Raw genomic sequence first — 13,817 nt, forward strand, 5'->3', positions numbered from 1 at the left:
GCAACCTCAACCTCGGCGCCGGAAACGCGGGGAACGCCAACGTGGGCGCCGGCAACGTCGGCAACACGAACGTGGGCATGGGGAACCTCGGCAACGGAAACGTGGGCAACGGCAACGCCGGCAACAACAACTTCGGCAGCGGCAACAGCGGCGCCGGCAATCTCGGCAACGGCAATCTCGGCAGCGGAAACGTCGGCAGCGGGAACCGCGGCCAGGCCAACATGGGCTTCGGGAACCGGGGAAACAACAACGTCGGCGCCGCCAACACCGGCAACCACGACTTCGGCTTCGGCAACACCGGAAGCAACGACATCGGCTTCGGGCTGACGGGCGACAACCAGATCGGCTTCGGCGCGCTCAACTCCGGCAGCGGCAATCTCGGCTTCGGCAACTCCGGGACGGGAAACGTCGGGTTCTTCAACTCGGGAACCGGGAACATTGGCTTCTTCAACTCGGGCAGCGGCAATTTCGGCTTCGGCAACGCGGGCGACACCAACACCGGGTTCTGGAACTCGGGCGTCACGAATACCGGATTCGGCAACGCCGGCGAGGTGAACCTCGGCTTCGGCAACGGGGCATCCTTCAACTTCGGCGCCGGGAATGCCGGCAACTCCAACTTCGGCTTCGGAAATTCCGGCGGCAACAACACCGGCAGCTTCAACACGGGTTTGGACAACACCGGCGACTTCAACACCGGCATGTTGAACACGGGATGGGCGAACGCGGGGAACACCAACACGGGCGCCTTCAACACCGGCGACCTCAACACCGGCTTCTTCAGCGCGATTACCCCGGCCGGCATCACCAGCTCCGGCTTCGGTAACACCGGCGCGGGAAGTTCAGGGTTCTTCAACGGGGGTTTCGACAACTCCGGCTTCATGAACACTGGCGCGGGCTTCAACTCCGGCATCCACAACACCGGCGGCGGCGTCGACGCGGGCATCAACAACTCGGGCGTCTTCGCCGTGGGCATCGGCAACGCGGGCGCCGACGTCACCGGCATCGGGCTGGCGGGCCTGCTCTCCTCGGGCATCGCGAACCTGGGCAACTTCAGCTCCGGCGGCTTCAACCACGGCAGCTCCCAGGCCGGGTTCTTCCACTAGAGGCGTTCCGGCAAATGACGATCTACGACCCCGCACTTCGCGGATCTACGAGTTTTGACCGACGTAGTTCCGTTCACCGCTTCGCATAGTTGGGACCGTGATGTCGGACTTTTCGTTGTTGCCGCCGGAGATCAATTCGGCGCGAATGTATGCCGGCGCGGGCGCGGGTCCGCTGTTCGTGGCGGCGACGGCCTGGGATGGGCTGGCCGCCGACTTGCGGTCGTCGGCGTCGTCGTTCGCCTCCGTTGTCTCGGCGCTGATCGGCGGCCCGTGGATGGGCCCTGCGTCGCAGGCGATGGCGGGCTCGGCCGCGCCCTATGTGTCGTGGTTGGCCGGGTCGGCGGTGCAGGCGGAGGGCGCGGCGGCGCAGGCACGGGTCGCGGCGACGGCGTTCGAGGCGGCGCAGACGGCCACCGTGCATCCGGTCGCCGTCGCGGCGAACCGCGCGCAGCTGATGACGTTGGTGGCCACCAACTTTCTGGGCCAGAACTTCCCGGCGATCGCGGCCACGGAGTTCCACTACATGGAGATGTGGGCCCAGGACGTCGCCGCGATGGCCGGCTACCACGCCGGCGCGATGTCGGTGGCGTCGTCGTTGACGCCGTTCGCGGCGCCGCCGGTGGACCTGGCCGGAATGGCGGCGCAGGGCGGCGGGGCGGCGGATCCCCTTTCGGCTCTGGTGGCCGCGCTGCAATCACTGGTGTCCGGGGCGCCGCTGTCGTCGTTGTCGTCGCTGGCCCAGGTCGCGACCTTGCCCGTCAGCATGCTGATGTCGCCGATCATGTCGCTCGCGCAGGGGGCGAACGCCGGCACCGCGGGATTGGCCAACGCCGCGGCGGTGGGGGCCGACGTCCCGAAGTTCGTCGGGAGCACCGCTCCGACGGCGACCCCACTTGGCGGCGGGGGCGCGGGTTCTGCGATGGCGGCGGGTTTGGGCAAGGCGCGGCTGGTGGGGTCGATGTCGGTGCCTCCGACGTGGCAGGGGTCGATGCCGGCGCGGATGGTCAGCGCGGCCATGTCGGGGCTGGGCGGCGAAATCCCCGGTGGCGCTGGGGGAGTCGGTTCTGCGGCGGGCGGCATGCCGATGATGCCGATGCCGATGGGCGGCATGGGCGGCGGAGCGGCGGGTGGGATGTTGGGCCGCGGCGGGGCCAGTCCGCATGTGGTGCAGTCGCGGCCCAGCGTGGTGCCGCGGGTCGGGGTCGGATAGGGCGGGGGTGAGCGGTAAGGCTGTCGAGATCCGCCACCGCGTGTGACGCGGCGGCACAAAGAGATTGATCACTTCTTGAAAGGAGCAAACCGGTGGCTACTCGGTTTATGACCGATCCGTATGCGATGCGGGAAATGGCGAGCCGTTTCTCGGTGCACGCGCAGACGGTCGAGGACGAGGCGCGACGCATGTGGGCGTCGTCGCAAGACATTTCGGGCACGAGCTGGAGTGGGGCGGCCCAAGCGACGTCCTACGACACGATGGGACAGATGAATCAGGCGTTTCGCAACATCGTGAGCATGCTGCAGGGCGTGCGCGACGGGCTGGTCCGCGACGCCAACAACTACGAGCAGCAAGAGCAGGCTTCGCAGCAAGCGTTGAGCAGCTAGGAGATTTGGCAATGACGATCAATTACCAATTCGGTGATGTGGATTCGCACGGGGCGCTGATCCGGGCCCAGGCGGCGTCGCTGGAGGCCGAACACCAGGCGATCGTGCGAGACGTGTTGGCGGCGGGGGATTTCTGGGGCGGCGCCGGATCGGTGGCCTGCCAGGAATTCATCACGCAGCTGGGTCGCAACTTCCAGGTGATCTACGAGCAGGCCAATGCCCACGGCGCCAAGGTTCAGTCCGCGGGCAGCAACATGGCCAGCACCGATTCGGCAGTGGGATCCGGCTGGGCGTGACCGGTGCCCCCAGGCGCGGGTAGCACAACGGCGTGCTGCCCGCGTCCTGTCGCAGGCCTAAGTGACTGCGGCCGCGGCGGTTTCGGTTGCCATCACCTCGGCGGCCGCGCGCTCGCCCGAGCGGATCGCGCCGTCTATCCACCCGCACATGACTGCCGAGCTCTCGGTGCCGGCCCAGTGCACGCGGCCGCAGGGCTCCCGCAGGGTGTAGCCGAATTCGGTCAGCACGCCGGTCGGGGCGTGGCTGATCATGCCGCCACCGGAGTAGCGTTCGGTGGTCCAGTTCTGTTCGTGGAATTCCAGCGGCGATTTGGCCTTGCCGCCGAACCGATCGACCAGCTCGGCGATCACCGCCGCTTTGCGATCGGACTCGTCCATTTTTGTCAGCCGACGCGCGGCTGGCCCCTCGGTGATCACGCACATGATGCCGGGGTCAGCGGTGTTCGTGCAGGCGTCGATGGTGAGCGTGGCCGGCGACCCGGGCGCGGCCGACTGGCCGCATAATCCGTCGGCACGCCAGAACGGCTCGTCGTAGATGATTGAGATCTTGATGACGGCGCCACTTGGCATGCGCTGGTGTAGAAGTGCCCGGTCCACCGGCAACATCGGTTCGTACACAATCGAACTGGCGATGGCAAGCGGGATCGCGACAATGGCCCGCCGCGCCCGCACCGTCAAGCCGTCGGCCGCGACCGTCACGCCGCCGTCGTCCTGGGTGATCTGCCGGACGGGGCGCGAAAGGTGCAGCGCGTCACCGAGTTCGGCGGCGATCTGCCGGTAGATGGCACCCATCCCGCCGACGGGCCGGGCGTCCTGGGCGCCGCCCTTGCCCGAGATGACGAAGGTGGGCCCGCCACCCGAGCCCATCTGTAGCAGCGCCCACAGCAGCGACGTCTCCGAACCGGCCGAGGTGTACACGCCGGACAGCGCCATGTCCAGCATCTCGCGGGCCTGCTGGGACATGGTGTTCTTGTCGATCCATTCGCCCAGGCTGATGCGGTCCCACTCGGCGGCGTTCTTCGCCTCCCACGGCGCTTCGCGCGGAATCGATTTGCACATGTTCTCGATCGAGAGCAGACCGACGCCGAGGTTGGCGACCGCCCACGGGCTCATCGACCAGGGGATGGTGCCACCGTAGCGGTGCTTCTTGCCGTCGAGGACCATCATCGCGTCGCCGTCGTTGTGTTGTTTGTATTCGGGCACGCCGAACTCGTCCATCATCGCGTAGATGCGGTCCTGGCCCGGCCCTACCCAGGCGCCGCCGCGGTCGATCCAGGTGCCGTCGTCGCGGGTGACCGTGAACGTGCGACCGCCGACTCGGTCACGCGCCTCTAGCAAGGCCACCGAGCGACCGGCTTGCTTCAGCCGCAGGGCGGCCGTCAAACCCGCGAACCCGGCTCCGACCACGCAGTAATCGACGTCCGACACGACTGGCTCCTTCACCTGGCCCGCCCCAGCAGCAAACTACACCGATAGCCGTGCCGGCAGTAGCGTGTTCACCCCGATTTCTCGGGCGATTCAGCGGCTGCTGACCGGTCCGGGCCCGGGGTCTGACCGAGGCGGCTCGGCAAAGCCCTTGTCGCGCTTGGTGGTTGGCGTCAAAGATGATGGGCCTGATTGCCGCCGCGGCGTTTGGCGGTGTACATCGCGCTGTCCGCGACGTCGATGAGTTTTTCGATGAGCCCGGGAATGTCGGACGTTCCCATCGGGGACAGCTCGGCGGTGGCCGTGCCGATGCTGGCGGTCAGCCCCTGCGGAAGGGCGGCGATGGCGCCGCCCAATCCCGCCGAGATCGCCTCCGCGTCCGGCGACGGGCCGATGGTGGCGATGAGAAACTCTTCGCCGCCCGCGCGGCACAGCACCGCGGTCGGCGCCGCCTGCTGTTGCAGCACCTCGGCGACGGCGACCAGCGCGCGGTCGCCCGCCGCGTGGCCGAGGGTGTCGTTGATGCGCTTGAACGCATCCAGGTCGACCATGGTGATGGTCAGATGGGTGTCGTCGGCGTGCGGATCGCGGAGTCTGCGGGTGAGGGCGGCGATGAACGCCCGGCGGTTGAACAGCCCGGTCAGCGAGTCTTCGTCGGCGAGTTCGGCATAGGTTCCCATGGCCCGCGACATCCCTCGCATCGCCACGGGGAACGACACATTGAGCATCGCGATCACCCAGAACGCGGCAAGCCCGGTTCCGACGTCCACCTCGCGGGCCAGGTGCACCGCGGTCGCGACGGTGACGATGCCCGCCAGGCCCGCGCTGAACGCCAGCAATCTGTTGTTGTGGAAAAGGGCGACGTACCCGCTGTTCATGGCCATGGCGCAGCAGCCGACGGCCGCCAGGGCGGCGGTTGGCTGGGTCAGGCTCCACCCCGCGATGCATGTCGCCGCGATAACCCCGAAAATCTCCGATTGGACCCGCGTGGGCCAGCGCGTCAACCAGTAGACGCTCAGCGCGACGACGAAGACCGCCGCGCCGGCGTCGACGAGCACCACCTCGGCCGTCGGGCGACGGGTGCTGAGCATGGTGGCCACCGGTACCAGCGCCGATATCGAGGAGATGACAGCCAGGGTCACCTGTGCCGCGCGAAGCAGTCCGCGCTCGCGCAACGTGGCCGTGATCCAATCGTAGTGATCGGGCTCGCCGAGCCATGACGTGAACCGGGACACGCTGCACCTCCCTTCAGGGGATAGCTCAGCACCAAACCGCGCGCAGCGTTGCAAATCTGACGAAACGGCGACCGCGACCCGTCAACCCGATCGATCTTGGCGTAGCAACGCCGCGAGCTCGTCGCGGCTGGTCACGCCCGTTTTTGCCATCGCCCGGTAGATGTGCCCCTCGACCGTACGGACGGACAGTGTCAGCCGCTCGGCAACCGCTCGGCTGGACAGCCCCTGCCCGAGCAGCATCACGATTTCACGCTCGCGATCGGTGAAGGGCAACCGTTCGGTGCCCTGGCGTTGCGCCGGAGTGCGGGCGCCGCCGCACCGGTCGGCCAGCGCGTCCGCTCGAGCCGAGCACTTCAACGCCGATCCCCGCAAGTCGCCCTTGCGATAGGCGATGGCCGCGTGCGCGGCCGCGTCAACCGCGGCGACCAAGTCCCCTATTTGTTCGAATTGTTCTGACACCGCCAATAGCTCGGCCCCGTCGCCGGTCCGAAGGGCGTCCGCGAACCGCGCCGCGACGCCGACGCGCGGGCCCTCCACGATCGCCTCCAGGTCGCGTAGCCGAGACGCACACCTGGTGTCACCGAACTGGGTGGCGGTCTGCAGACACACCACTTCCGCGGCGAATTGCCCATTGACACACGCTATTTCGGCCGCGGACCGCGCGCCCTTGATCGCTGCACTGACCTCGCCCTGGCATGCGGCCACCCAGGCGTGCGCCAGTTGGCGCTCGTATTCGACGAATCCATAGCTCCGGTGGTGTTCGGCTTCGACGGCGCCGAGCGCGGCCACCGCGTCGGCGGTCGAGCCGCGCATTGCCAGCGCCGTGGTGAGCGGGACCAGGTATCGGTACCGAAGACCGTTGGAATCGCCGGCAAAGAACTCGACTACGGTCGTCAACAGTGGCGTGGCTTCGTCGAGTCGGCCCGATCCGACCGCGACCCGGCCCGCGATCGCCGTGCTGATCAGCTGAGCGACGCCGGGAATGTCCACCGTCTCCGCGAGCGCCCGCTGCGCCAACGAATTCGCCTCACCCAACCGGCCGCACTGCAGAAGCGCGCCGACATGGCGGTCGACGATGAGGAGTCGCATGTGAGCGGCGACCCCGCTGCGCTGCGCGTATGCATAACCGATTTCGGCGGTCCTGTCCGCCTCGGCGGCGCGCCCCGCATCCCCGTTGGCCACGACCAGCGCCCACGCTGCCGCCGAGCTGATGATCCCGGGCAGCCGCTCGAGATCGACGCGATCGCCCGAATTCCGTGCCTTTTCCGGCTGGCCCATGGATGCCCAGTAGACGGTCAGGTAGGCGTCGCTCCAGCTGCGGGTGGACGTCGTTGCGATGCGCGCGGCTTCGTCGAGAAGCTCCTTCGCCCCCTCGGGATCGGCGAGCCCCCACAGCTTGTTGAACCCGCGATTGCCGAGCAGGTACACCCGGTCGGCCTCGGTCAGACCCTCGGTGGGCGTCGCGGCGACCATGGCGTCGGCCTCCTCACCGCGGCCCTGCCATGCCAGCGCGAACGAACGGATGTTGTACGCCGGCGCGCCCGCGCCCGCCCGAATGGCGTCGGCCGCGAGCCGATCTGCCAACGGGGCGTCCGCCAGGAACATGGCGCCTTCGGCGGCTCTGACCAACAAGTCCGGGTCTGGTCTGAGATCGGAATCAACGGTTAATACCGCTCGTCGCACCAGTGTTCGCACCTCGTCGCGATCTTCCGACGCGGCCAGCTCCTCGGCTACCCGGCCCCGTAACCGGCGCAGCCTGGTCGAGGGAACCCGATACCGGCGCAGCTCGCCGTACAGGGGATGAGCGAGCCGAACTTCCAGACGTCCGTCGACCTTGCCGAGCGCGATCAAGCCACGCACGTCAGCGTCCTCGATCGCCGCCGGGTCGGCGATTCGCGCCAACGACGCCAGTTCGATCGGCTCCCCAACCGCGAGCGCGTCCACAACATCGCCGACCGCGTCGGGAAGCGTTCCGATCCGCGACTCGATCAGTTCGGCCAGGCTGGGCGGCACGATGGGATCGCCACTCCATCGCCAGTAGCCGTGCCGTTGCGCCAGCCTTCCGTCGGACACCTCCTGCTCGACGATGTTGCACAGATACAGCGCGTTGCCGCGAGTGAGCTTCCACAGGCGCTGGACGGCGTCTGGATCCACCGGGCCATCCAGCGCCGCTGACAACAGGGTTGCCGTCTCATCGGCCGAAAGGGGCTGCAAGTCAAGGCGTTCGAACTGGGCGCTGCGCCACACATCTTGCACCGCGGCGGGAACGGGCTCGCCGCTGCGAATCGTCAATACCACCGTGGCCGCTTGCCGCTGGACGATCTGATGGAGGACGAAGGCCGATAAGTCATCGAGCAAATGCGCGTCGTCGATGGCGACGGCCACCGGGGCGTGCGGTGGTGCGGCGGTCACCGACTCGATCACGTCGCGGACGAGATGAACCAACTGGCTGTTGTCGGGAGGCGGCGAGTTCGTCCATGCGGCGAACGATCCCAGCGGCAGTGACTGCGCCGACGAAGTGCCTACCGCCCAACGAGTTTCACACCCGCGCGAGGCCGCGGCCTCCAGTGCCTCCCGCGCCACCCTGCTCTTTCCGACGCCGGCCGCGCCGGAAACGATGATCCCGGCAGTCGTCGACTCGGCGATGGCGGCTTCGATGACCGCCATTTCCTGCGCCCGGCCGATCAGCGGCCACGTCAAACGCAACTGTCAACTCGATCGATCTGGGCGCAGCAGTCCCGCGAGTTCGTCGCGGCTGGCGGCGCCCGTCTTGGCCATGGCGCGGTAGATGTGGCCCTCGACGGTACGAACGGACAAGGTCAGCCGCTCGGCAATCGCTCGGCCGGACAACCCTTGTCCGAGCAGCATCACGATTTCGCGCTCGCGATCGGTGAGCGGCAGCCGCTCACTGGCTTGGCGCAGTGCCGGAGTGTGGGCGCCGCCGCACTTTTCGGCCAGCGCGTCCGCTCGGGTCGAGCACTTCAACGCCGATCCCCGCAAGTCGCCGCGGCGATAGGCGATTGCCGCGTGTGCGGCGGCGTCGAGGGCCGCCACGACGTCCCCGATCTCCTCGAAGTCCGATGACACCTTTTCCAATTCGGCTCCGTCGCCGGCGTGCAAGGCGGCCGCGAACCGCGCCGCGATACCCGCGCGCGGACCTTCCACGACGGTTTCCAGCTCTCGCAGTCGGGGCGCGCGCCGAGTGTCACCAAACTGGGTAGCGGTCTGTAGGCACACCACTTCCGCCGCGAATTGCCCATTAGCACAGGCAGTTTCGGCCGCCGACACCGCAATGTCGATCGCTTCACTGACCGCGCCCTGACACGCGGCCACCCAGGCCTTGGCGAGGCCGCGCTCGTAGTCCAAGTACCGCCAGCTGGGGTGGCGGTGTTGCTCCAGCGTGGCGAGCGCGGCGGCGGCGTCGTCGCCGAGCCCTTGAATGGCCAGTGCGGTGACGATCGGCAACCGGTACCGGTAGGTGAAGCCGTTTTGTTCGCCGACGGCGACCAAGGTGTCGACGACCGGCGGCAGCAGCCCGCTCGCCTCGACGAGGCGGCCGGCGCCGAGGGCGGCGCGGCCCGCCAACGCGGTGCTGATCAGCGACGCGGCGCCAGGCAGGTTGGCGGCCTCCTGACCCAGGTGTTCGGCCAGGCACGTTGCCTCGTTTATCCGGCCGGCAAGCAGGAGTGCTCCCAGGTGCGCATCGGCGATCACGAACCGCATGTGGGCGGCGTCGAACGAGCGGACCGCAATGGTGTACGCGCGCTCCGCGCCGGCCACCGCCTCGGAGACGCGACCGATGTCGCCCGCGGCGGCGACAATCCCCCAACTTGCCACTGCCCCAACGACCGCGGGCAGGAGATCGATATCGAGGTTCCGCGCCGATGCCATGGCCCTGTCCGGCTGGCCCATCGCCGCCCAGTACATGGTGCAGGCCGCGTCAAGATTTCCCTGGGCGCGCGGGGAGGTAGTGGCCCTGGCGTCGTCGATGTGCTGTTTGGCGCCGCCGCCGTCCGCCAGTGACCACAACATGTTGACGGCGCGCAGGCACGCGCGGCGAGACCGGTTCACGTCATCGAGCTGCGCCAGCGGTATGTTGGCAAGGACATCGTCGGCTTCCTGGCCGCGACTGAGCCACGAAAGCGCGTGCGCACGAACGAAGTTCGCTTCCGCCCCCGCGCCGGAGCGGATGGCGGCCTCCGCCAGCCTGTCCGCCAGCGGCAGGTCCGCGAGCCACACGGCACCCTGTGCCGCGCGGAGGAGCAGATCGGCGTCGGGCGGCAGATCGGAGTCCAGGCTTAACGCCGCCCGGCGCACCACCGTTCGCATGTCATCGCACCACTCCGATGAACCGAGTTCGGCGGCGACGAGACCCCGCAAGCGGCGGAGCCTCGTCGGGGCGGTGCGTTGCCGCCGCACCTCGGCGTAAAGGGGATGAGCGAGCCGCACCTGTGTCCGGTCTTCGACGGTTTCCAGGGTGACGAGGCTGCGCAGGTCGGCCTCCTCGACCGCCGCGGCATCGGTGATTCGCGCTAGTGAACCCAACTCGATTGGTTCACCGACGGCGAGCAGGTCGACGACGTCGCTGACGGCGGGCGGGACCGCGCCGATCCGGGAGTCGACCAACTCGAGCAGGCTCGGCGGCAGCACCGGTTCGCCGGTCCAGTGCCAGCAACCGCGCTCGGCCACCAGTCGGCCGTCGGCGAGTTCTCGTTCGACGATGTTGCGCAGATACAACGGATTACCGCGGGTCAGCCTCCACAACCATTCGGCCGCATGCGGATCCAGCGGACCGCCGAGGGCGGTCGACACCAGCGCGGTGGTCTCATCCTCCGACAACGGCTGGACGTCGAGCCGGTCGAACGCGCTTCCCGTCCACAGTTCTTGCGTCGCCGGGGGGATCGGTTCACCGCTGCGAGCCGTCAGGACGAGTTTCGCGGCGGCCCGCTGGACGATCTGCTGCAACGCGAATGTCGAAAGGTCATCGAGCAGATGCGCGTCGTCGACACCGATGACCACCGGAGCGCCGTTCGGGGAGGTGGTGAGCTCCTCGATCACCGCGCGGACCAGTTGGAGGCTGTCGACGCCGGCCGGCGTCGTCCACGACGAGAGTGCGCCGAAGGGCAATAACCGGCCCGCGGTGGTGCCCACTACCCAACGGACGACGCAGCCCTGCGACGTAGCCCCGGCAAGCGCCTCCCCGGCGACTCGGCTCTTGCCGACGCCCGCCGCGCCGCATACGAGGATGCCTGCAGAGTCAGGATCCGCAATCGCGGTCCCGATGCTCCGCAACTCCTCGGCGCGCCCAGTTAGGGGCCAGGACAAACGCATCGGGACAGCATAGGAACACCGGGCCAAGGCCGCGGCGAATTTCAACCATTTGCTTTAAAACATGAGTAATAGGTGACGGCGGTCAGCGAAGCGGCCGTGAACTACTCCGGGTGGATTCGTGTCACGGCAGACGGATCCCAGTCAGGAGCCAGTTAAACCCTGCCCCATTGAGTAGCTGGACTATCAGCACGGCCGCCACGATTATCGCGATAATCGCGATGAATGCGGTGATCGCCAAAACGGGCGTCAATGCCGTGACCAACGCACCTCGGAAGGTGCCGATCGTATTGAGTAGCTGGCTCCCGACGGTATTGAACAAGCCGATCGCCTGGCCCGGCAAACCCCCGACGGCACCGATAGACCCCGCAACATCGGTGATTGGCGCTAACAACGCGACGTTGGCGGCCTCGCCGGTGGCGTACGCGCCCGCGCCCGCGGTCAGGTGCTGCACGAACTGATCATGGAATGCCGCGGCCTGCCCGGCCAGCGCCTGATAGCCCTGTGCGTGCTGGGCGAACAGCTGCGCGACACCCGTCGAGATTTCGTCCGCGGCGGGCGGCAGCACCGCCAGGGTCGGCGTCGCCGCCACCGCATGGGCCGCGTTGAGATTCAAACCAATGTTTACCAGATCCGTTGCGGCCGAGGACATTGCCTCGGGAACGGCGATTACGGCCGACATCGCTATCCTCCTTTTTGCTTTCCCGCTGCTACTCAGCTGAATTCAGGTAGCACACCGATCTGCGTCAACAGCGTGGCGAAGTCCATGTAGACCTTTTCGCACAGCAGTTTGTCGCCGTCGAACTCGAAGATTCCGGCGACCGGAATTTCTACGCGGCGTCCGGTGGCCGGGATGCCCGCCCATTCCCCGTCGTGGGTGCCGGTGATCAGCGTCTCGCCGAATACGGCGTCGTCGGCGTGGCGCAGCCTGCCGACTTCCGCGTGCAGATCCGGCAACGCGGTCATCAAGCCCTGCAGCAGTTCTCGGACGGCGGACTCGCCATCGCTGGCTTGCCCGTTCACCTCGTAACGCGGGTGGTGGAATGTGGCGATTGTCGCCTCGATGTCGTGCCGGTTTTCCGCCTCGGCGTGCCGCATGACGATTTCTTCGCGGCGCTGACGAAGGCTCGTGATTTCGTCGATCGCGGTCATGGGGGCGCTCCTATTCCTGGATACTTGCGAATGGGGTATCGGTGCGGTCGACAACGGCGGATCGCGAATGTCGTTGTGCGCCGCGCCGATTGACGGTTGCGACCCGGTAGAGGAACGACGGACGAAGCAGGCGGGTTGGGGGATCGAGAAGCCCGGTGACTCTGAAGAACTGGGTGCCGACCATGGTGTCGGATTCGGACGCCGCCAGCACGCTTTCCACTAGCCGGTTGGTGATGCGCATCGACGGCGTCCTGCGCCCTTGGACCTCCGGGAACGTCAGGTCGGAGGTAGCCCCGGTGCGCCAGGCCTGGCCGATTGTTTTGGCCGTGTCGCGAAAGTACCGGCGGGGCAGGTCCCTAACGCCGCGCCGCAGGCAGTCCCGCAGCGCCACGGCATCCAGCGCCGCCACCGTCATTCCCTGCCCGTAGATCGGGTTGAAGCTGCATATCGCGTCACCGCAGGCCAGCAGGCCGTCGGGGAGTCGCCGCATTTTGTCGTAGCGCCGCCACTGGCTGGACGGCATCCGATGCTGCACCACCGGCCCCAGCGGTTCGCCGGCGCGCACCGCCGCGAGCAAGTGAGCCGGGCCGTAATCCTCGGCGTACGAGAGCATCCCGGGCAGGTCGTGCGGCGGCTCATGCCCGGCCAGCGCGTAGACCGTGAATATCCAGGTGTCGCGCTCGTAGCCGACCAAGAACATGCCCCTTGGCCGGCCCGGCGCGGGGCTGATGACGGCCATCTTTTCCCTCAGGGTGCCGGGCGGGATCCGCAGCGGTTGGCTGACGTAGGTCGTATGCATGGTGATGTGGTCCTCGGCCGGTCGCCCGTAGCCGAGGTTCTCGAGCAGAGCCGGCGTGTGGGCCCCGCGCCCCATGGCGTCCATGACCAGGTCTGCCGCAAATTCCTGTGGGGCACCGCCGGCGCGGTCCACCACCCGCACCCCGGTGATGCGACTGCGGTCCGCGGCCGCCGTCAGTTCGCTGACGTCGTGGCCGGCGTGGATCGTCACGTTGCCGAGCCGCCGCAGGCGCCGCCGAACGTGGCACTCCAAGAGCGGCCGGCTCGGCATGTACAGGGCCATTTCCGCGTAATCGCCGGTTACGACTCCAGACGACAACATCCGGTGGCCGCTGTAGGACAGGTACGCCTTGGACAGGTCGCCGTCGTTCCAAACGGGCGCGCCCGCCGCAAGCAGCTCGTCGAGGAGCCCGGGGAAGAGCTCGTCCAGGACACGAGCGCCGCGCGGCAGGAGCGCGTGAACGTGCCGACCCTGCGGCACCCCCCGCCTGTTGACGGGATCGTTGGTTAGCTCGTCCCGCTCGAACACCGTGACGGTCTCGAAGAAATCGGCCAGCACCCTCGCGGCGAGCAGTCCGCCCATGCTCGCCCCCAAAACGACCGCGCGCTCACCCAATACCTGCATTGCGGATCCCTTTCTCGAGTGCGGGCTCGCGTTGCTGTTGCAGCGCGGTGAGTTTCTGTTCGGCGATCCGGTAGAAGCCGTCCAAGGAAGAGTCATCGACGCCGACGTATTCGCCGATGACCTCGCGCGCCACGCCCGCCTCACGCAGTCGCAGTGCCAGCGAGTACGGCACCGGCAATCGACGCAGCGCGGCTTCGCGGTCGCTGAGATCATCGGTCACCCGATCAGCATCCGATGATGCGGCGGGTCGGGATTG

At 67.8% G+C, this 13,817-nt stretch carries 11 protein-coding genes and 1 pseudogene; 4 read left to right on the top strand and 8 right to left on the bottom strand.

What is annotated here, in order from left to right; all coding sequences use genetic code 11:
- From N415_RS24025 to N415_RS24040, 4 genes and pseudogenes are all read left to right on the top strand, one after another.
- Positions 1 to 1,103: pseudogene (locus N415_RS24025) on the top strand (hypothetical protein); the annotation flags it as partial.
- Between the two features lie 97 nt (positions 1,104 to 1,200).
- The gene (locus N415_RS24030; RefSeq protein WP_068187405.1) at positions 1,201 to 2,313 is read left to right on the top strand and encodes a PPE family protein; all 1,113 of its coding nucleotides are present in this window, start codon (positions 1,201 to 1,203) and stop codon (positions 2,311 to 2,313) included.
- Between the two features lie 92 nt (positions 2,314 to 2,405).
- A complete protein-coding gene (locus N415_RS24035) occupies positions 2,406 to 2,702 on the top strand; it encodes a WXG100 family type VII secretion target (protein ID WP_068108169.1) in 297 nt (98 codons plus the stop codon).
- An 11-nt stretch (positions 2,703 to 2,713) separates the two neighbouring features.
- Complete coding sequence (locus N415_RS24040) at positions 2,714 to 2,998, top strand: WXG100 family type VII secretion target (protein ID WP_068108167.1); 285 nt, start codon at positions 2,714 to 2,716, stop codon at positions 2,996 to 2,998.
- Between the two features lie 57 nt (positions 2,999 to 3,055).
- Here N415_RS24040 and N415_RS24045 read toward each other — a convergent pair whose 3' ends face one another.
- The 8 genes from N415_RS24045 to N415_RS24080 form a co-directional block, all read right to left on the bottom strand.
- Complete coding sequence (locus N415_RS24045) at positions 3,056 to 4,426, bottom strand: NAD(P)/FAD-dependent oxidoreductase (RefSeq protein WP_068187458.1); 1,371 nt, start codon at positions 4,424 to 4,426, stop codon at positions 3,056 to 3,058.
- A gap of 170 nt (positions 4,427 to 4,596) precedes the next feature.
- Positions 4,597 to 5,658, bottom strand: coding sequence for a sensor domain-containing diguanylate cyclase (locus N415_RS24050; RefSeq protein WP_068187406.1), 1,062 nt, complete (start codon positions 5,656 to 5,658; stop codon positions 4,597 to 4,599).
- 81 nt (positions 5,659 to 5,739) lie between these two features.
- Positions 5,740 to 8,364 (bottom strand): LuxR family transcriptional regulator, encoded by a 2,625-nt coding sequence (locus tag N415_RS24055; protein WP_068187407.1) that lies wholly within the window; start codon positions 8,362 to 8,364, stop codon positions 5,740 to 5,742.
- 3 nt (positions 8,365 to 8,367) lie between these two features.
- The gene (locus N415_RS24060) at positions 8,368 to 10,989 is read right to left on the bottom strand and encodes a LuxR family transcriptional regulator (protein ID WP_068187409.1); all 2,622 of its coding nucleotides are present in this window, start codon (positions 10,987 to 10,989) and stop codon (positions 8,368 to 8,370) included.
- 121 nt (positions 10,990 to 11,110) lie between these two features.
- Positions 11,111 to 11,668, bottom strand: coding sequence for a PE family protein (locus tag N415_RS33300; protein WP_068187411.1), 558 nt, complete (start codon positions 11,666 to 11,668; stop codon positions 11,111 to 11,113).
- 32 nt (positions 11,669 to 11,700) lie between these two features.
- On the bottom strand, positions 11,701 to 12,138 hold the full coding sequence (locus N415_RS24070; protein ID WP_068187413.1) for an ester cyclase: 438 nt from the start codon (positions 12,136 to 12,138) through the stop codon (positions 11,701 to 11,703).
- Positions 12,139 to 12,148: 10 nt separating this feature from the next.
- A complete protein-coding gene (locus N415_RS24075) occupies positions 12,149 to 13,561 on the bottom strand; it encodes a 2-polyprenyl-6-methoxyphenol hydroxylase-like oxidoreductase (protein ID WP_068187415.1) in 1,413 nt (470 codons plus the stop codon).
- Positions 13,545 to 13,781, bottom strand: coding sequence for a hypothetical protein (locus N415_RS24080; protein WP_068108157.1), 237 nt, complete (start codon positions 13,779 to 13,781; stop codon positions 13,545 to 13,547). Before N415_RS24080 ends, N415_RS24075 begins: the two co-directional genes overlap by 17 nt.
- Positions 13,782 to 13,817 lie beyond the last annotated feature (36 nt).

It is taken from the genome of Mycobacterium sp. UM_CSW (genome assembly GCF_000455205.1).
Classification (GTDB): Bacteria; Actinomycetota; Actinomycetes; order Mycobacteriales; family Mycobacteriaceae; genus Mycobacterium.

Coding starts and splice junctions, on each gene's coding strand:
- N415_RS24040 (WP_068108167.1), top strand. CDS start 2,714: ATGACGATCAATTACCAATTCGGTGATGTGGATTCGCACGGGGCGCTG.
- N415_RS24060 (WP_068187409.1), bottom strand. CDS start 10,989: ATGCGTTTGTCCTGGCCCCTAACTGGGCGCGCCGAGGAGTTGCGGAGC.
- N415_RS33300 (WP_068187411.1), bottom strand. CDS start 11,668: ATGTCGGCCGTAATCGCCGTTCCCGAGGCAATGTCCTCGGCCGCAACG.
- N415_RS24070 (WP_068187413.1), bottom strand. CDS start 12,138: ATGACCGCGATCGACGAAATCACGAGCCTTCGTCAGCGCCGCGAAGAA.
- N415_RS24075 (WP_068187415.1), bottom strand. CDS start 13,561: ATGCAGGTATTGGGTGAGCGCGCGGTCGTTTTGGGGGCGAGCATGGGC.